25 protein-coding genes are annotated in these 17,344 nt (G+C 69.8%); 6 read left to right on the top strand and 19 right to left on the bottom strand.

The window, feature by feature from the left end:
• Positions 1-31 precede the first annotated feature (31 nt).
• Both ACZ7OY_RS32595 and ACZ7OY_RS32600 read left to right on the top strand, forming a co-directional pair.
• Positions 32-298, top strand: a complete 267-nt coding sequence (locus tag ACZ7OY_RS32595) for a hypothetical protein (protein WP_471914771.1) — start codon at positions 32-34, stop codon at positions 296-298.
• The gene (locus ACZ7OY_RS32600; RefSeq protein ID WP_471914772.1) at positions 295-4,035 is read left to right on the top strand and encodes a phage tail protein; all 3,741 of its coding nucleotides are present in this window, start codon (positions 295-297) and stop codon (positions 4,033-4,035) included. The genes ACZ7OY_RS32595 and ACZ7OY_RS32600 overlap by 4 nt, the downstream gene beginning before the upstream one ends.
• Positions 4,036-4,137: 102 nt before the next feature.
• Here ACZ7OY_RS32600 and ACZ7OY_RS32605 read toward each other — a convergent pair whose 3' ends face one another.
• The gene (locus ACZ7OY_RS32605) at positions 4,138-4,497 is read right to left on the bottom strand and encodes a hypothetical protein (RefSeq protein ID WP_471914773.1); all 360 of its coding nucleotides are present in this window, start codon (positions 4,495-4,497) and stop codon (positions 4,138-4,140) included.
• Positions 4,498-4,624: 127 nt separating this feature from the next.
• Between ACZ7OY_RS32605 and ACZ7OY_RS32610 the strand changes: the two genes are divergently transcribed.
• A complete protein-coding gene (locus tag ACZ7OY_RS32610; RefSeq protein WP_471914774.1) occupies positions 4,625-5,035 on the top strand; it encodes a hypothetical protein in 411 nt (136 codons plus the stop codon).
• A 178-nt stretch (positions 5,036-5,213) separates the two neighbouring features.
• On the opposite strand, the gene ACZ7OY_RS32615 is transcribed toward ACZ7OY_RS32610, so the two are convergent.
• From ACZ7OY_RS32615 to ACZ7OY_RS32635, 5 genes are all read right to left on the bottom strand, one after another.
• Positions 5,214-5,624, bottom strand: a complete 411-nt coding sequence (locus ACZ7OY_RS32615) for a hypothetical protein (protein WP_471914775.1) — start codon at positions 5,622-5,624, stop codon at positions 5,214-5,216.
• Complete coding sequence (locus ACZ7OY_RS32620; protein ID WP_471914776.1) at positions 5,621-6,088, bottom strand: hypothetical protein; 468 nt, start codon at positions 6,086-6,088, stop codon at positions 5,621-5,623. The genes ACZ7OY_RS32615 and ACZ7OY_RS32620 overlap by 4 nt, the downstream gene beginning before the upstream one ends.
• A gap of 87 nt (positions 6,089-6,175) precedes the next feature.
• The gene (locus ACZ7OY_RS32625; protein ID WP_471914777.1) at positions 6,176-7,015 is read right to left on the bottom strand and encodes a helix-turn-helix domain-containing protein; all 840 of its coding nucleotides are present in this window, start codon (positions 7,013-7,015) and stop codon (positions 6,176-6,178) included.
• Between the two features lie 10 nt (positions 7,016-7,025).
• Complete coding sequence (locus tag ACZ7OY_RS32630; RefSeq protein WP_471914778.1) at positions 7,026-7,757, bottom strand: DUF6879 family protein; 732 nt, start codon at positions 7,755-7,757, stop codon at positions 7,026-7,028.
• A 153-nt stretch (positions 7,758-7,910) separates the two neighbouring features.
• The gene (locus tag ACZ7OY_RS32635; RefSeq protein ID WP_471914779.1) at positions 7,911-8,051 is read right to left on the bottom strand and encodes a hypothetical protein; all 141 of its coding nucleotides are present in this window, start codon (positions 8,049-8,051) and stop codon (positions 7,911-7,913) included.
• 176 nt (positions 8,052-8,227) lie between these two features.
• On the opposite strand from ACZ7OY_RS32635, the gene ACZ7OY_RS32640 reads away from it, so the two are divergent.
• Positions 8,228-8,443, top strand: a complete 216-nt coding sequence (locus ACZ7OY_RS32640; protein ID WP_471914780.1) for a hypothetical protein — start codon at positions 8,228-8,230, stop codon at positions 8,441-8,443.
• A gap of 76 nt (positions 8,444-8,519) precedes the next feature.
• Positions 8,520-9,461: a hypothetical protein gene (locus ACZ7OY_RS32645; RefSeq protein ID WP_471914781.1), complete on the top strand. Its 942-nt coding sequence runs from the start codon at positions 8,520-8,522 to the stop codon at positions 9,459-9,461.
• 75 nt (positions 9,462-9,536) lie between these two features.
• Here ACZ7OY_RS32645 and ACZ7OY_RS32650 read toward each other — a convergent pair whose 3' ends face one another.
• The 13 genes from ACZ7OY_RS32650 to ACZ7OY_RS32710 all read right to left on the bottom strand — a co-directional run bounded on the left by ACZ7OY_RS32650 (position 9,537) and on the right by ACZ7OY_RS32710 (position 16,842).
• Positions 9,537-9,872, bottom strand: coding sequence for a hypothetical protein (locus ACZ7OY_RS32650; RefSeq protein WP_471914782.1), 336 nt, complete (start codon positions 9,870-9,872; stop codon positions 9,537-9,539).
• Positions 9,873-9,951: 79 nt separating this feature from the next.
• Positions 9,952-10,467 carry a hypothetical protein gene (locus tag ACZ7OY_RS32655; protein WP_471914783.1) on the bottom strand — a complete coding sequence of 172 codons (516 nt, stop codon included), beginning with the start codon at positions 10,465-10,467 and terminating at the stop codon, positions 9,952-9,954.
• Between the two features lie 199 nt (positions 10,468-10,666).
• Complete coding sequence (locus ACZ7OY_RS32660) at positions 10,667-12,790, bottom strand: zonular occludens toxin domain-containing protein (protein ID WP_471914784.1); 2,124 nt, start codon at positions 12,788-12,790, stop codon at positions 10,667-10,669.
• 86 nt (positions 12,791-12,876) lie between these two features.
• Entirely contained in the window at positions 12,877-13,056 is a 180-nt protein-coding gene (locus ACZ7OY_RS32665) for a hypothetical protein (protein ID WP_471914785.1), read from the bottom strand.
• Between the two features lie 2 nt (positions 13,057-13,058).
• Positions 13,059-13,259 carry a hypothetical protein gene (locus ACZ7OY_RS32670; protein WP_471914786.1) on the bottom strand — a complete coding sequence of 67 codons (201 nt, stop codon included), beginning with the start codon at positions 13,257-13,259 and terminating at the stop codon, positions 13,059-13,061.
• Between the two features lie 36 nt (positions 13,260-13,295).
• Entirely contained in the window at positions 13,296-13,622 is a 327-nt protein-coding gene (locus ACZ7OY_RS32675) for a hypothetical protein (RefSeq protein WP_471914787.1), read from the bottom strand.
• The gene (locus ACZ7OY_RS32680; RefSeq protein ID WP_471914788.1) at positions 13,619-13,789 is read right to left on the bottom strand and encodes a hypothetical protein; all 171 of its coding nucleotides are present in this window, start codon (positions 13,787-13,789) and stop codon (positions 13,619-13,621) included. Before ACZ7OY_RS32680 ends, ACZ7OY_RS32675 begins: the two co-directional genes overlap by 4 nt.
• The gene (locus ACZ7OY_RS32685) at positions 13,786-15,153 is read right to left on the bottom strand and encodes a hypothetical protein (protein ID WP_471914789.1); all 1,368 of its coding nucleotides are present in this window, start codon (positions 15,151-15,153) and stop codon (positions 13,786-13,788) included. Before ACZ7OY_RS32685 ends, ACZ7OY_RS32680 begins: the two co-directional genes overlap by 4 nt.
• A 190-nt stretch (positions 15,154-15,343) precedes the next feature.
• On the bottom strand, positions 15,344-15,724 hold the full coding sequence (locus ACZ7OY_RS32690; RefSeq protein WP_471914790.1) for a DUF6907 domain-containing protein: 381 nt from the start codon (positions 15,722-15,724) through the stop codon (positions 15,344-15,346).
• Positions 15,721-16,080, bottom strand: a complete 360-nt coding sequence (locus ACZ7OY_RS32695) for a hypothetical protein (RefSeq protein WP_471914791.1) — start codon at positions 16,078-16,080, stop codon at positions 15,721-15,723. Before ACZ7OY_RS32695 ends, ACZ7OY_RS32690 begins: the two co-directional genes overlap by 4 nt.
• Positions 16,077-16,223 carry a hypothetical protein gene (locus ACZ7OY_RS32700; protein ID WP_471914792.1) on the bottom strand — a complete coding sequence of 49 codons (147 nt, stop codon included), beginning with the start codon at positions 16,221-16,223 and terminating at the stop codon, positions 16,077-16,079. The genes ACZ7OY_RS32695 and ACZ7OY_RS32700 overlap by 4 nt, the downstream gene beginning before the upstream one ends.
• Complete coding sequence (locus ACZ7OY_RS32705; RefSeq protein WP_471914793.1) at positions 16,220-16,447, bottom strand: hypothetical protein; 228 nt, start codon at positions 16,445-16,447, stop codon at positions 16,220-16,222. The genes ACZ7OY_RS32700 and ACZ7OY_RS32705 overlap by 4 nt, the downstream gene beginning before the upstream one ends.
• Positions 16,447-16,842 (bottom strand): hypothetical protein, encoded by a 396-nt coding sequence (locus ACZ7OY_RS32710; protein ID WP_471914794.1) that lies wholly within the window; start codon positions 16,840-16,842, stop codon positions 16,447-16,449. Before ACZ7OY_RS32710 ends, ACZ7OY_RS32705 begins: the two co-directional genes overlap by 1 nt.
• 213 nt (positions 16,843-17,055) lie before the next feature.
• Here ACZ7OY_RS32710 and ACZ7OY_RS32715 point away from each other — a divergent pair, with 213 nt between their 5' ends.
• Positions 17,056-17,283: a hypothetical protein gene (locus ACZ7OY_RS32715; RefSeq protein WP_471914795.1), complete on the top strand. Its 228-nt coding sequence runs from the start codon at positions 17,056-17,058 to the stop codon at positions 17,281-17,283.
• Positions 17,284-17,344 lie beyond the last annotated feature (61 nt).

Consider the following 17,344-nt stretch of genomic DNA (forward strand, 5'->3'; position numbering starts at 1 on the left):
TCTCCGATTCGAGGGCGGACCTTCGGACGGGATGCTGGTCAGGGTGCCGGGCTGCACCTCGGCCGAGTACCAGCGCATCACGGAGCTGACGGCCGCGGGACTGTTCTCCGACCCGCTGGTCATGCGGTTCGTGCGGGCGCTCGCGGCGGTGGTCGGCCACGACATCGACAACGCCCCGGTGCCCTGGACCGACGTGGATACGGTGCTGTTCCTGCGCTGGCTGAACGTCGTGCCGGCCTCCGAGTGGACGGCGCTCGATGATTTCGAGCTGGCCTACGTGACGGGGGGCGGCTCGTGAGCGACGACGTTCGGATCACAGTCACCGTCAACAACCAGACGGCGCAGGGCTTCCGGGATATCAACGGCCGTATCCGGGATATGAACGGCCGGTTCGCGACGGCGGCCGGGGACATGCGGCGCTCCGGGTCGGTGATGTCGAACTCCCTGCTCGACGTGAAGGCGTCGCTGCTGTCCCTCGCGCCGGCTGCGGTGCCGGTGGCGGCAGCGCTGGCGCCGATCGCGGTGCAGGCGGGCGCGGCCGGGCTGTCCCTCGGGGCGTTCGGTGTGGCGGCGAAGGCGCAGGTCTCGAACCTGGCGGACGCGGCGAAGGCGCATGACAAGTTCAGCGATGCGGTTCGGCAGTATGGGCGTGGGTCGAAGCAGGCGGCCGCCGCGGCGTTGGCACAGCAGCAGGCGCTGGACGGGATGCCCGAGGCGACGCAGCGGGCGGCCGCGGGCTGGCAGAACCTGCGCGAGGCGTCGTCGGCCTGGTCCGATTCGATGGCGAAGTTCACCATGGCGCCGGTGGAGAAGTCGTTCGCGGTGCTCGGTGCGGCGCTGCCGAAGCTGTCGCCCATGGTCGAGGGCGCATCGAAGCAGCTGGACCGGTTCATGGACGCGGTCGGCGGCGGGGTCAACACTGCCGCGTTCGACACCCTGTCGAGCAAGGTTGCCGACTTCTCCAACAACGCGCTGAAGGGGGCCACAGACAAGGCCATCCACCTGATGCGCGTCATGTCCGAGGGCAACGCCTCGGGCCCGATCGCGAGCTTCTTCGAGTATGCGCGGCAGCAGGGCCCGGCGGTGAAGGAGCTGCTGACCAGCGTCTCCGAGGCCGTGTCGAACCTGATGCAGGGGGCGGCGCAGGCGGGCCCGGGGCTGCTCACCCTGGTCAACTCCATGGCGAAGCTGGTGGCCAGCGTCCCGCCGGAGCTGATCGGCAACCTGATGCAGGTGTATGCCGCGTTCAAGCTGATCAAGTTGACGGGTGCAGGGGTCGGCGCGATGGCTGGCGGCTTCGCGAACCTGGCCAGCCGGGTAACGGCGCTGCGCACGGCAGCAGTCGCGGCGGGTGGCGGTATCGCTGGCATGAACGCGGCGCTCAGCGGCCTGTCCACCGGCGGTAAGGCGGCGCTGGCGCTGGGTGTGGTCGGCGGGCTGGCGCTGGCCATGCACAAGCTGACGGACACCGGGGCGACCGTTGAGGTCGACAAGCTGGCGACGAGCCTGAACACCCTGGCGTCGTCGGGCAGGGTGACGGGTGAGCTGTCGGCGCACATGGACGACATGGCCGCGAGCATCGCGATGGTGTCGAAGTCGTCGTCGGATAACAAGCTGCTGACGATGGTCAGCGACTTCGGCAGCTGGATCGGGATCGCGACCGGGCCCGGCATCTCCGAGGCCAAAGAAAACGTCGCCGCCTGGGACAAGGTCATGGCGGACAACGTCCGCTCGGGCAACACCAAGGAGGCGGCGGCCCAGTACGAGATCCTCCGCAAGGCGTGGATTGCGGGCGGCGGTGATCTGAAGGAGTTGGACGAGGCCACCACCGGCTACAAGGGCGCCATCGCCGACGCCAAGTACGAGCAGGAGTTGGCCGCGCAGTCGATGGGCCTGTTCGGGTCGGCTGCGCAGGCGGCGCAGGAGAAGTTGGCGGCGCAGAAGACCGCGGCGGACGGACTGCGGCAGAGCATCTTTGCGCTGGCCGAGGCGCATCAGTCGGCGTTCGACTCGGAGACGAAGTTCGAGTCGGCGATCGACGCCGTCGGCAAGGCGCTGAAGGACAACGGCAAGACGCTCGACATCCACACGGATGCCGGCCGTGCGAACCGGGACACCCTTTCGCAGTTGGCGGCATCGACGAGGGAGGCCGCGGCGCAGGCCCGGCAGAACACGGGCACGTGGGAGGCGTCGAACGAGGTCTTCAAGCGGGGGCGCGAGCAGTTCATCGCCGGCGCGAAGGACATGGGTCAGACCACGGCGGCGGCGAAGGCCCTGGCCGACGAGATGATCGGTATCCCGCCTAGCAAGGCGATGACGATCAAGATGAACAAGGAGGACGCGCAGGCCGGGCTGGAGGCGTTCAACACTGCGGTGGGAAAGACTCCGGGCGCGAAGTCGGTGACGCTGAAGACGCTCTCGCAGGGGGCGGAGGCGACGCTGGAGGCGTTCGGGCTGAAGGTTCAGCACCTGAAGGACGGCTCCGTGAAGGTCACGGCGCGGACGGGTACGGCGCTGGCTGCGGTGCAGAACGTGTCCGGGGCGCTGGCGCACCTCGACGGGAAGACCGCCACAACCTACGTCGTCACGAAGTACAAGATCCAGGGGAAGCCGGGTGGCCCGGCGTCCGGTACCTATCTGGGTTCTACGGCGGGCCGGTCGGCGTTCGGCAACATCTACCGCGGCCGCTCATATGCGGACGGCGGCATGGAGGACCACGTCGCGCAGATCGCGCAGCCGACGTACCGGATGTGGGCGGAGCCGGAGACGGGCGGCGAGGCGTACATCCCGCTGAGCCCGGCGAAGCGGCCTCGCTCGCGTGCGATTGCTGAGGAGACGGTGGGGATCCTCGGCGGCGAGGTGGAGTGGTTCGCGAAGGGCGGCATGTCCGATGCGATGAAGTCGGCGCGCTCGTCGCTGCGGGGCCAGATGTCGATCAGTGCACTCGGCCGGTCCGCCGGCTACTCCCGGACGTCGATGGAGAAGTCGCTCGGCGCGCCGTCGGACCTGAACAGTCTCGTGTCTGCGCTGAACACGCTGAAGTCGGAAGCGAGGGCGGCAACGTCGGGCAGGACGGAGTCGGGTCTGGTGCGGACGCTGGACTCGGTGGGCCGCAAGCTGATCGGGCAGGAGAAGGCTCTCACCAAGGTCAACGACGCGCTCGCCAAGGCGAAGGACAAGCTCACCGACCTGAAGAACAGCGCGGCGCAGCTCTCCAGCAGCGTGAAGAGCGGCGTCCTCTCCGCGGCCAACATCACGCGCGGCGCATCCGGGACGAACGTCACCGCGGGCTCGATCGTGCAGGGCCTCACCGACAGCCGGGACAAGAGCACGGCGTTCGCGGGCGCGCTGAAGGGACTGAAGGGCAAGGGCCTCGCTGGGGCGCTGATCCAGCAGATCGCCGAGGCAGGGATCGAGGGCGGCGGGCTGGAGACCGCAGGCGCGCTGATGTCCGCAGGCTCGGGCGACATCGCCGCGATCAACAGTCTTCAGTCGCAGATCAGCTCTGCTGCTGGGACTGCTGGCGCGGCGACGAGCGATGCGGTGTACGGGGCGGCGATCAAGGCGCAGACCGCGGCCACGTCGAAGCTCCAGGCCTCGCAGGACCGGCTGGAGCGGACCATGGCCAGCCTCGCCAAGACCATGGAGCGCGCCGTGTCCCGGGCGATCGGGAAGAAGGCCGCCGGCGGGATCGTTGGCGGCGCGGCGGCGGGCGGGATCCGCTCGAACCTCACATGGGTGGGCGAGCAGGGACCGGAGCTGCTCGATCTCCCGGCCGGGTCGCGGGTGTGGTCGCACGCGGACTCGCAGCGGAAGGCGTCGGCTCCGTGGGCGTCGATGCTCAACGGCCCCCGCCGAGACTCGTCGTCCGGTAGCGGCTCAACTGGGCGTGGCCCGCAGCCGGTCACGGTCGTGCTGGAAGTCCGGGCCGGCGATACCAACGCCTACAGCAAACTTCTGGTCGAAGAGCTCCGGAAGTACGTGCGCATCACCGGCGGCGACGTACAGCAGTCCCTGGGTTCGCGACGCAGGTAGGTTGCCAGGCTCGCCCGCCCTCGACCGTCCGAGGTATGAGGGCGGGCGGCCGTCTGCTGGGGTCGGACCGGATCGGCGGCGCTGCCCAGGCGCCTCGCCGTTCTACGGCTGCTGCGCCGCCTCAGACGCGGCTTTGTCGGTCTCCTCATCGAACTTCTTGCGGTTCTCCTCGCTGACCCTGTTCAGGGCCTCCATGTAGCGATCGACGGACCCGTCCTCGGGCAGACCCTTGCATTCGGCCGGCTCGGGATCGTTGTCCGTCTCCGGGTCGAAGTCGGCCGGCCGGGCGGCAATGGCCTTGGCCCACCCGTCGACGCAGGCGGCGCGGGCCGCGGCCTGGTCGACCGTCTTGGTCACCGTCGGGGCGGGCTTCGCGGGCTTGTCGTCGGCGCTGCTACTACAGCCAGCTGCGAGGGCGGCGAGGGCGAGCAGGGCAGCTGAGGCGGTTCTGCGGGTGTGCATGGGTCCCCCTGAGGTTCTGGCACTGAGACGGCATCATGCGCGCCGCAGGCGGGCCACGAAGCCGGTTTCTCCCTGTTGTGACCCGGACGATTGCCGAATCGGTAGGGCCAGCCCGTATCGTGCGCCGATGCTGCTCTACCACTTCACCGAGGCCGACCATTGGCCGGACATCTTGGCGGCCTGCGAGATCCGTGCGACCTGGCCCCAGGACCCTGACGATTTGCCGGATCTCGTGCGGACCGTCCACTTGACCGCCAGCCCGGATCCAGCATCGCTCCCCGGGAACCACGCGGCCAGGCCCATACGCATCGCCATCGAGGTTCCCGACGCCGAGGCCTTGCAGTGGAAGCCGTGGGCCCGCAAGCACCTACCGCCGGGCGCCTACGCGACGTTGACCTCGACTCGGTTCGGCGGGGACCCGGAACTCTGGTACGTCGTCGAGCGGGCGCTGCCTGCTGCCGAGTGGGTCGAGGCGGTCGATCTCACCGCGCGAGTCCCGCTCTGGCCACCCGCTGCGGTGACGGCTGCAACCGCCTAGGGAATCGGGCGGGCCCTCCCCGACCTGGTTCAGTCAGGCGCAGGGGAGCCCGCCCGCCCTCAATAGATGGGGTGCTGAGGACGGGCGGGCGAACGTGGGACGGCCGCTCCCCTCGGGGGAGGAGGAGCGGCCGTCAACTCCGGTGCCGGCCTCTTCGGCCGTCGCCGACACCGGAGGTCTACAGGCGGGTGCCGATGGCGATGCTGTCGCTGCCCGCCGCGGTGAGGACGGCTTGGGCGATGATTCGCACGCGCTCCTCGTCGAGGTCCGCCACTGTGCCGAGCGACACGTGCCCGATCCCGACCATGGACAGCACCAGCCCCAGGAACCGGCGCTGCGCCTCGTCGAGGGGCAGGGTGTACAGCTTCCCCATCAGTCCCTCCCATTCGCATGTCGGCCGCCGGTCCTTCTCGACGACGAGCGCCTTGCGGACCTGCGGGACGGCGAGGATGGTGCGCTCGCTTGCCAGGGCCTGCGCCGCCGCCCGGTACCGGGATCCCCTCGCCGCACGGACCAGCTGTTCGCCCAGCGTCTCCAGGTCCTCGCCGAAGTCGGCGCGGGCCTCGGTCTCAGGTTCCGTGGTCGTCATGCTGATGCCTCCGTTGTGGGCAGTCGGAGTCCGCCGGGGCCGCACGCAGCGCCCAGGACGGCGGGGTCGGTGAGTTGGCCGGATCCGTCGGGCCGCGACAGCCAGAAGCGTCCGCAGGCCTGCCAGCCCGTAGGCGGACAGTGCAGAGGGGTACCGGCGGGGTGGACGCGGACGGCGCGGATGTCGGCCAGCTCCTCGGCGGCGGCCGGCGGGAGCAGCCACCACACCGTGTCCAGGGACGGGTCGGCGAGGACCGGGCCGCGCTGCTGCTCGCCGATGCGGTTCAGCAGCTGCATCCCGGTGACGAGCCGCATCTCGCCGGCCAGCCAGTGGTCCCCGCCGCGGATGGGGGCGAGGGCTTCGCAGCTCCATGCCTCGCGCACGGAGTCCGGGTGCGCGGAGCAGTCGGCGAGCCACGCGTCCCCAGCCTCGTACAGTTCGGCGAATCGCATCCGAGGGGCCATGACCAGCAAGTTAGGGACGAGCGAGAATCACTGGCCGGTCTGATTCGCGAATATTTGCCCAGAGGATCGGCTGATTCGCGGTGATGCTCACGCGAGGTCGGAGACCTGAGCGCGCGCCCTCGCAATCAGGCGCCGGGCGTGCGTCCCGTACACCGCCGCGTCCTCGAGCGCGTCCCATACCCGTCGGTACACGGCGACGGTGTCGGCGTCGTCGAGCCACAGCTCGGCGTGCCAGTCCTCGACGATCGCGAGCCGGTCGTCGTACAGCCAGAACGCGTTGGCCGGCGGGACCCGCAGCTGCGCGCCGAGGGGCACGATGCCCAACCGGACGGTGTCCAGGCCGATGACAGACATCAGCCGGTCCATCTGCGCGGCAAGGACTTCACGGGGCGCTACAGCGGTGTGCAGGGCCGCCTCCCACAGCAGGATGTCGAACACCCGGCCCGGCTCCCACAGGAGTCCCTGGCGGCGCACGCGCGCCCGCACGGCGTCCTCGACATCCTTGGGAGACTGCTGGAGCTCGGCGAACCGGGTGAAGACGTGCCGGGCGTAGTCCGGGGTCTGGAGCATCCCGACGACCATGGAGCCCTGCCACGCCCGGAGTTCGGTGGACCGCTCGTACTCGATTGTGAGGACGTCCTGTACGGGCCGGTGCCCGGCTCGCAGTTGGCGGCGCCAGGACCGAGTGTGCGACTCCAGGCCTTGGAGTCGAGCCGTGAGTTCTGCGGCCGTCTCAGGGGCGCCTACGGCCGCAGCCCACGCGGTGACGTCGTCGGCGGTGGCGGTTTGACGGCCGGTCTCCAGCTTCGAGACCTTGGCCTGCGGCCACTCCAGCAGGCCCGCCAGATCGCGTTGGGTGCGCTGGCCGCGCAGCTCACGGAGCCGGCGGCCGAGCGCCTCGCGGGCCTGTTGGAAGTCCGTTGCCACAGCAGGGAAGCTACCCGCTGAACTGGTCGTATGGCAGGGAGAAGTGCCACGCAGCCTCGCGGGCCTGCGCGTAGCGGAGCACCTCGACGGGGTTGGTGATCAGCTCGACGCTGGTCATGACGTCTTCCTCGTCGAAGCCCAGCAGGGCGACCACGCGCGCGTCGAAGAGCCAGAAGTCCTCTCGGGGGAGACCGAGTTCGTCGGCCCGGCCGCGGGGCAGGACGCGGATGGTCTCGCCGACGGCGGTGTTACGGCGGGCGTTGTCGAGGAGGTAGCGCTGCCCGAGGGTCGGGGGCTCGTCGAGGATCCGTACCCGCTCGAACCGCTTACCGGCCGCAGTCTGCTCGCGCCGGTTGGTGCACCACGGGTCGTCCAGGTCCCAGCTGACGGGCTCACCTGCGGCGAACTGGCGGTAGGTGTCGGTGACCTCGTCCTCGGCGTACCGGCGGCGGGTCTCCAGCCTCCAGGCGGAGTGCCGGAGGGTGGTGAACATGCTGCCGAACTCGGCGAAGGTGATGGGTTGGGGCACGTGGATGGGCTCCTTCGGGCCGAAGTTTGCCAGGAGTTCGCGGGGCACGGTCACCGCGGCCTCGCCGGCTGCGAGGTCGAGCTGGGCGACCTCGGCGGGGTCGGTGACCGGGTCGCCCTGCACGACGTATGTGTCTGTGCCGGGCTCGGTGTAGAGGGTGGGGCAACCGTCGTTGCCGGAGTTGGTGCCGACTTTCCACAGGCGCCTGGTCATGGCGTGTGTCCCTTCGGTGAGGTGAAGTTGGCGCGCACCGTAGCCGCCGGACGGCCGACCGCGACAGGGCGCCAGAAAGTGGAGAGCGAAGCCCCCAGACGGCCTTGTGTGGTCGTGCTGGGGGCTGTGCTCGGAGTGGTCGGGCTGATCCGGTCAGACGTCCTTGGGGCAGGGCGCCTCGTTGCCGTTGGTGTCGTGGTGCACGGACTTGAGCTCGACGCCGGGTCGGGCTGGGGTGATGACGAGGTGGCCGCCGCAGGCGCATGCCTCGACGACGGTGGCGAAGTCGGTCACGGGGTCCTCCCGATAGCTGGGTACTGTCACCCCCTATAGCTCCGGGCGAGCGCTGAGACAGTACGGAATCTCAACTTTTCTTCGCGGGTCATCGACCTGCACGGAGCCTTGCCGGGGGCTGGCGTCCGGAGGATCTCCGGGATGCTGGGATCGGGTGATCGGGGCACGCTGATGTCATGGCCTCTGCAAGACCTGTGATCGTGTACCCGCCCGACGAAGACGGCGGTCGGCGGGTGCGCGCCGATGGGGAGATCCTCGGCCGCGCCTTCGGGCTGCGCGACGTCGCCGAGTTTCTGCGCCGGGCGGGGATCGAGGAGGCGGACGAGACGTTCGTCGAGTCATCCCCTCTGATCGAGTGGCGGGGCAACGGGGCGGGCACCTGGGAGCGCTGACCTGGCGAACGCGCTGCACTGTCTGACCGCGGAAAACGGGTATGCCTGAGCGCGCCCGCTGCTTACCGTTCCGTTCATGAACGACGTCATGCCTGAGGGCGAGGCGGTACGCCTCTTCACTGTGCCGATCACTGAGGAACTCGCCCAGTCGGCCGCCGCGATCCTGGCACGGTTCCGGGAGCTTGTGGACTGCGCCCTGCGTGTGAAGGACGTGGAGGCATTCGATCAGAGCACGACCTCCCTGTTCCGCAGGGAATGCGCCGAGATCGAGGCACTCGCAGAACCTCTCCGTGGCGAACGGAGCCGCCTTCATGGCCTGCTTCTCGAGACCGCGGACCTCACGAAGGACAACGCTCTCGACCATGTGCGCGCCTTGGAGCACGACATCCTGATGGAGCCGCCGCCGGTGTGGTCGCCGCTCACGCTCTGCCGCGTCGTACTTGAGGGCGTCCTGTTCTCCGAGTACCTCTTCGATCCCACGATCAGTCTGAACAAGCGTCTCGCCCGGCTCGCCGGCGTATGGATGACCGATGCCAACCACACCTTGAAGCTCGCCGAGTTCCTGGAACCCGAGGACCAGGCGGGTGCCGCTGACCTGGTCGCCTACGTCCAGGACTGCTTGCAGAAGTGTCAGGCCATCGAGCGGCATAACACGCAGGGCAAGCTGATCGGCTACACCATCGGCGGCGAGTCGGCGCCTATGGACCTGAACATCACCGAGCGCGCTGCGTCAGCGATGCCGTCCTGGCTCCCGGCGCCGTACCGGTTGCCCTCCGGCGCCGCGCACAGTCGCCCCTGGACGATCGGCCGCGCCAAGGACTTGGCTGGTGGAGAGGGCCTCGTGGGGGAAGCGGCCACCGTGATGGCCGCGGTCATGGTGGCCATGGGAGCGATGGAGACCGTCGTCCGGGTCTTCGGTGCCTTCTTCGGAGTGGACGTAGAAGAAGAACTGACGGCCATGGAGGAGGAACGGACGGCGTTCCTGTACCAGGCCATCGGGATCGCTCACGCGCAGTAGAGGATTGTGGCCCGGCGCTTGCCGCCGGGCCGTCGGCTGGCATCAGCGCGTGCCCTGAGGAACTAGCGGCACCGTCTACTTGCTTTGCCGCTTGGGGCGGTCGAGGAGCAGGACGTGAACAGCAGCAGTGATCATGAAGGCCCATACCGAGATAGGGAAAAGGGCGTTCACCTCCGGTTTCACCACAGCGAAACCGCACACGATCGCGCTGCCCAAGGAGTACACGGCGGCAACCCAGGCGGGAACGACGCGACGCCTCCACGCCACCGCGAACGGCAGGAACGCCAAGACGGACAGGCTGACGAACGGCACCACGGCCCACACCCAGCGCTGCCATGGAGCGTGGAACATGCGGGGCCGCGCCGCGTAGGTCAAGTGGGCATTCGCTGTGGGCTCCCCCTGCGTGTACATGGCGCACAGGATGGCCTACGGATGCGCACACGGACCCCGCTTTTGAGAATTCCGCCCCCAACCGGTCATCGCATTGACCTCAGGACCTGCCTGCGTACAGTTCACGGACTCGCTCCCCGACGGCGTCATAGGCTGCCTTCTGCGCCCGCGCCATCGGAAGCACATCGGGTATGCCTGCGCTCCCGACAGGCCTCATCAACGCCGTTTCGGCTGTCTCGTTGATGACGTCCTCGACGAGTTGTCGGATGCGGTCGTCAAGGATGAACCCGACCTCCGCAGCCACAGCCAGTTCGGCGCCCTTCATGTCTCGCTGCGCCGCTATGAACTCCGGCTCCGCAAAGTCGGGCTGTGTGGCAAGGGCCCACATCCGGTGGTTGAGCACACTGTTGGCCTGCTCGCAGAAGGCGCGAAGCAGCTGGTTGACCTCGATCAGGTGTTGTAGTTCGAATGCTTCACGGCGCTGTCGCAGCGCGTCGGCGGCGTCCTCGGCCCGGTCCTTGCGCTGCCGTCGATAGGTGAGCCAGCCGCTCAGTTGCGTCGCTAGGCCCCCGAGAAAGAAGGCCGCGATCCCCCACCAGAACTTCCACCCCTCCATGTCGCGGAGTGTATGGCCAGCCACCTACGGCACGGGGAGGGAAGCAAAAAGGGGAGCCCGGCAGCCCATATGCCGGCCTCCAGGCTCCCTCCAGAGGCTGCCTCCCCCGCCTCCCTGACTGGCCATTTCCGCAGGTCATGTACAGGGAGGCGACGCAGGGAGACGGGTAGGGAGAACTCCCCAAGATCCGGATGCCTCCCTACTCATCATCGACGGCTTCGGCATCCTCGGCGAGGCGCTCCAGGACCGCGTCATGGACCCGGTCGCGGCCGACCACCATCACACCGTTGGACTTGTACTGCTGCGCCCCGTAGGGCTCCAGCGCCTTCTTCAGGTCGGTCGGCCCCCAACTGCGGTACGCGTCCGGGTTCTTCGCGGCGAGCCGGTGCAGGACCTCCTGTACGAGGACGCGCGGCTCGTCGCCGAGGACCGCGGCCGTGTCGGCGAGCGGGTCGGCCGGCTCGAACGTCGGCGCATCCACCGGGCCGGTCCCGTCGTACAGGCCCATAGCCCGCTCGACCACGGGCGTGACCTCGTCGACTCCCTTCTCAGCGTCCCGCTCCACGTAGTACGAGCGGATCACCTCGAACGGCTTCGCGGTGAAGCCGTAGGTCACGGCGGTACCGATGTCCTGGCCGGGCACCAGCTCGGTCGCGCGGATGCCAGCCTTGTACTTGCCGGAGCCGAGCAGGCCGTCGTTGGCGACCTGGTCGCCGACCGCGAACGCCACACGATGCGACGTGTTGCGGGTGACATCCCGAGGAATGCTGTCCGCGGTCGGGGACACGGTCACCCAGATCAGGGTGATGCCTACCTTGCGAGCCTTCTTCATCACGCGAATGGCCAGCTCAGCAGCCTCTTTGCCGTAGTCCTTGTCCATGAACAGCTCGTGGCACTCGTCGAAGACGACAACCCGGGGCCGCATCCGTGCGTCCCTCAGCGCCATCTCGCGGGTCAGCTTGGGCGACTCGCCGCCCAGCTCCTCCAGCAGCTTGCCCCGCTCGGTGACTTCGCTGGTCAGCGTGCGCAGGCGGTCCAGGGCGGCCTTCAGCTGCTCCTTGTCGTCGCCCTTGACCAGCGTCCGCAGCCGCGGGCGGAGCGGGTCGTAGTCGACGTTCGCCGCCATCACGTACACCTCGGCCTCGACCAGCGGGTCGAGGATCGCGCCCAGCAGCAGGGCCACGACGATGGACGTCTTGCCGGAGCCCATGATGCCGCCGACGATCCAGTTCTTCGCCATGAGCTGGCCGATGATGGGCTCGCCCCGCTGAGAGATGGCAACGGGAACGCCCTTGAAGTAGTCGGTGACGCCCTCCTTCAGCAGCGGCCACGGCGGCACCTTGCCGGACAGAGAGCCCTGGTCAGCCACCCGCAGGTCGAGGACACCGGGCTGATTGGGCGGCTCGGTCGGCCACACCTCGACCGGCTTCCTGAGCAGGTTGTGCGCCAGGACGTTCTTCTTCCCGTTGACCATCTCGACGGTGACGCCGAGCGGCAGCTGCAACTGCGTGTGCCAGCCGTTCCCGGAGCGGGTCGTCGGTTGCACCCACCGCGGCTGCCATCCCTCCTTGATGGCCTTGTTCAGCGGGGCGATGCCCAGGCTGCCCAGGGCTCGCAGGATGGCGCCCTCGTCCGGCACGGCGCCCTGCTCGCCCTCGACGACGGGCAGCGCCCAGGACGGGGCGGTGTGCTGGTTCCGGCCGGCCGCCCACGCGCCGCCGAGGGCCAGCCACGGCAGCGTGTACAGCAGCGGATCCCAGACCACGGACACCAGCCAGGCGACCACGCCGATGAACTCGACGACCGCCCGCAGCGGCACGAGGATGTCGTGCGCGTCGTGGTTCGCCCAGGCCATGATCAAGCCCAGCATCAGCAGCAGCCCGGAGCCTGCGACCGCCGAGGTGAACAGGGCTTTGGGCGCGTTCAACGCCAGTTGCAGCAGCTCCATCCGCCGCTTCTGCCGGGCCGCCCGGTACGAGCTGATGCGCTGCTCCCACTCGCGCACGAGTTCCTCGTTCCCGCCGGCCTCGGCGATGCGCATCATCCGTTCGTACCGGGCCGTTGTGCGGCCGTCCCACGTCCGCCGGGCGAGGATGCGGGTACCGCCCCAGAGGTAGGAGCCATGCCGGACGGTGAACCGGTAGGCCGGGTTGCTGCGGGTCTCGACGACGACGCGGCGCAGCGAGTCGATACGGACCCGGAGGCGCGGGGCGGCCGACTCCTTGGCCGGCTGCTCGGCGGTCGGCGTCTCGGGTGCGAACTTCAGCAGGGGCACCTGCGGGTTGACGTGCCCGTTTACGCGCTCCGGGGCGGTCTCGGTCATGCTGGTCATCTCCGGTTACTCGATGGGTGATCAGGGGCCCGGGGCGGCCGGCTGCTTGGCGGTAGGACGGCCGCCCCGGGGCGTAGCTACTGCTTCTTGCCGCGGGCGTCCTCGCGGGCCTGCGCGGCCTCGCGGATGGCGTCCACCCGGCGTTCGAGGCGGCCGGTGGCCTTGCCCTTCTTCTCGCGGCGGGTGATGCGGGCGCCGAGCACGACGACTCGGACGAGCTCGCCGACGCTGTGCGGGTCCTGGCTGGTCGCGGCCATGGTCACTTCCCGTTCTTCTCGTGCTTGCCGGCGGCGGCCTGCGCGGCGGAGCGGCTGCCGTAGCTGCCGCCCGGTCGTCCGCAGGAGCAGGTCCAGGTGTACGAACCTCGGCCGGTGCCGCTGACGTAGGCGCGATGCATGTGGTCCTCCTGGTAGTGGGCCGGGCTGTCCGGCCCCACCGCGCCCGCCGGAGTAAGAGGCACGTTGTTCCTCTTGCTCTGGCGGGACGGAAGGGCAGGTCAGCGACCCTTTCGCAGGTCGCGCCACATGTCCCGGAGGACGAGCACGACAATCGCGGCGACACCGCCGAGGATGGCCAGGGCGAGCGACGCGAACGCCACGCCGACACCGCCCACGCACACCGCGCAGGCAATCCCGAGCCACTCGCCAGCGCTGCGCCCGGACTTGTGCTCATGCCCACAGGCGGGCGGCGGGACGGTCTGCTGCTGGGCAGTCGCGGCCCTGGCCAGCTCGACGGCAGCGAGGGCCAGTTGCACGGCAACGGTGTCCGTCTCGGCGGCCCGCACGGCGGCCTCTGCCTTGTTGAGCGGGGTCGGCTCGGTCATCGCGTCCACCTCCCGCCGGGCAGGTGCGGGCGGGCGAGGGTGCCGAGGGCGAAGGCGACGGTGACCGGCTGGACGACCGCGGCGAGGACCGCCGTCGGGGCGGCGACCGGGAGGCCGAACAGCAGCCACAGCAGGCCGAGGACGGCACCGACGATGAGCGGCTTCATGACTGGGCCCCCCGGGGGACGAGCGCCACGCTGACCACTTCTCGGCGCAACTCGGCAGCGTCGCGGCGAGACAGACCGAACTCGTCGCGGAGCTGCTCGATGGTCACCGGCCGGTTCGTTGAGGCGACCAGCTCGCGGTTCAGCTTGGAGGCCCTGCGCCGCAGCTCGGCCGGGGTAAGCGTGATGACCTCCGTGACCACCTGCCGGGGGGTCTCGGCACCCACGGAAGTGGTCACCGCGCCGGTCACCTCGTCGCCCGGGGTACCCGCCAGCGTGTACCCCTCTGGCTGGGGATCGGGTGACCGCTCCTCTCCCGACCCGGTGACCGACTTCAGGTCCTCGGGGTCGGGCCAATCGGCGTAGCCGTTGGTCGTGCCGGACGGCATGTACTGCTGCCGGGAGTGGTCGAACACGAACGTCTTCTCGGGCTCGGGGCGCGCCACCATTGGCAGCAGACGGACGCCGGCCGGGACGATCAGTGGGCGCGGTGCGGGCGGCAGCTCCTTCCGCTCCTCGGGGACCTGCTCGATGGCCACCTCGACGGTGTGTTCCCACGGCGAGGCAAGGTCGATCGTGGCCAGGGATGCAGCGTGGCGGCGGGCGGCAAGCAGGTCGAGCAGCTTCGCCCGCTGCTCTGCGCTCGCACCGGCCTGCGCCTTGCCCACCGCGACGGACAGCCGGCGGGCGACCCGGGCGCGGCCGCGGGCATCCGGCGCCATGTCGGCGAGCTTCGCGGCCAGGCCCACGGCCTTCACCGTCCACCGGTCCCGGGTGATCTGCTCCGCGGTACGGTCCCGCGTCGCGAGACCGAGGTAGGACAGCAGCCGCTCACGGCCTTCACGGGCAAGCAGGGCGGGCAGCGAGTTGGAGTCGGCGCCCGGCTCGGTGTGGCGGAGCTCGATCCCCATGGCGAGGTGCCAGAGCAGCGCGGCCATGACCGGGCCAACGACCGACCGCACGGTCCCGCCGACGATCCCGGACTCCGAGTAGGCGGGGATCACCTGCACTCCGGTGATGACCCAGACCAAGGTGCCGGGCGTGCCCGGCGCCTGCTGCGGACCACGGAGGTTCTGCCTGGCCATCAGCGCGCAGGCGAACAAGGCGAGTTCCGCTGCGGCGAACATCGCGCTGCGTTCGGTGGCTGAGGTCATGCCGAGGCGGTGCTCGGCGAACCGCCAGGACGTGTCCGCGCTGTACGCGGTGCACGCCATCGCGGCGAGCGAAGCGACCAGGACGGCCGCCGGGGTACGGCCCACGGCCTTACGGCCAGCCTTGGCCAGCAGGGCGGCGGTGGCCAGCAGCAGGACGGCGGCGGCCGTTGCCGGTACGGGGTAGGTCTGCGCCCACGTGATCAGGGAGTTCATTCGCCGACTCCTCGTTCGGAGGCGCGCACGACGCGGTGCGCGCACAGCTGGACGCCTTCGCGGTCACGGCGCTCGTTCGCGACGAGCAGCGCGGCCATCAAGGCCGGGACAGACGGAAGAGGCCGGGCCGACCGGCCCACCGCGCGCAGTGCGGCGTGCTCGGTCGGGCGGCGGATACGCGATGGCCGGCTCACTGGCCACCGCCGAGGATCCGGTCGAGCTGGTCGCCGACCGTCCGCAGTTCGTCGGAGAACCGGTCGAGGTCGGCGGCGAGTTCGTACAGGCTGGCGGGGCTGAGGGTGCGGCACACCAGGCTCACGGAGACGCCGATGGTGCGGCCGCCCATCTTCGGGTTGCCGCCCTCGGTCGCGAACGGGGACTGCACGAGTTCGGCGACGCTGATCTCTTCGCCGCGGAAGACGAGGTGCACGCCGGGCCCGGTGTGGATGATGTCGGCCCGCATCGTGCCGGGGTTGTGGTCGGCGTGCCCGACACACCACGACGGTTCGGGCAGGGTGACCGGTCCGTGGTCGATGGTGGGCAAGGTGATCGTGCGGGGCTCGGTGCTCACTGGGCTTCACCGCCGTTGGCGATGCGGCGAAGGTCGGCGAGCTCCTGCTCGGCCGTCCGGTAGCGGAGCGGGCGCTCCGTGACGTGCTTGCGCAGGTAGGCGGCCTCCCACTCCAGGTCGTCCTTACCGGCGAGGGTGTCGCGGATGGTGAGTCGGACCAGGTGGAGGCGTTCGGAGACGGTGCTCTCGTAGCGGACCAGGTCCAAGAGGTCGTGGCCCGGGTCGGGCAGGGTCAGCAGTTCGCTGATCGCGGCGAGGATGTCGCGGACCGGCTCGGGGATCGTGGTGCCCTCGCGCAGTTGGTCGCGGACGTTCGCCGCGGCCTGGCCGTAGAGGGGTTCACGGATGTCGCTCATCGCCGGGCCCCCTTGCGGATGGCGCCGGTGACGCCGGCCTCGGTGACGCGGACGTCGATCTTGCGGCTGATGAACCCGGCGGCGATGAGTCGCCGGCCGGGGGCGGCCCGCACGATGCGGGCCGCCTCGGTCTGCTCTGTCACCGGGCACCCCCGGAGGGGTGGCCGGTCCGAGCGTGGTCGTCAAGGAGATCCGCGATCGCGCAGATACAGGCCTGCGGGTCCGGGGCCTCGGCGACGAACTGGACCACCAGGTCGTGGAAGGCGTCCCAGTCGGCGCCCCCGAGACCGGCGGCGGTACCGGCGGCCTGGTCGGCGCGCAGCTGGTCGATGATCCGGGTGGCGTCCGGGACGAGCGTCGCGGCCATCACGCGGCACCCCCTGCGAGGGCGGCGATCAGGACGACGGCGGCCTTGAACTCCGGCTTGCGCGGCTTGTACGCGGCGACGAGGCGGGCGACCTGCGCGAGCGTCCAGCGGCCGACGGTGTGGGTGCGGCGGGCGCGGCCGCCGGCGACGGTCCGCTTGGTGCGGGCGGTCGCGGCGGGGGCAAGGCCGAGGCGCTTGGCCACGGTGCGCAGGCCGTTGGCGATGCCGGCCGCGGTGTCCTTCGCGACGCCCGCGGCGATGGCCACGGTGGCGAGGGAACGGGGGCGGCGGTGGCAGCTGGAGGCGAGGCGGGTGGCGGCGGCGCGGGTGCGGAGCACGGAGCGGAGGGTGCGGCGGTTGGCGCGGCGCTCGCGGCGAGTGGAAAGATGCGTCACAGCGGATCTCCTGGTGAAGTCAGGTGCTTCCGTAAGGCCCTCGTTCGGTGCTCCAACACCGGGCGGGGGCCGCTTGCGTTGTCGACCGGTTCCCTTGCCGACACCTCCACTCTAGGGAACATCGTGTTCCATCGTCAAGCGCTTCAGACATGGACAATCGACCGCGATTGAGTAACCTCATGTTCCATGACGACTGATGGAACACTGTGTGCCATGGATAAGCGATCACTGACGCAGGTGGCTGAGCGCTTCAGGGCGGCCGAGCAGCGAGCGGAGATCCTTCGGCAAGAGCTGGCCGCGGCCATTCGGCAGGCGGACGCCGACGGGGTCGCACAGAAGGACATCTGCGAGGCGACCGGGTACACCCGCCAGCAGGTCCGGCGGATCGTGCTCGCCGGCGACACCGAGGCCGACAAGCCTGAGACGACCACCGAGCCCTAAGGGGGCGGCCGTCTCACACTCGTCTCACAGACCGGCAGATGGGTCCTGTCTAAAGCGCTGA

It is taken from the genome of Streptomyces sp. NPDC107559, assembly GCF_055657365.1.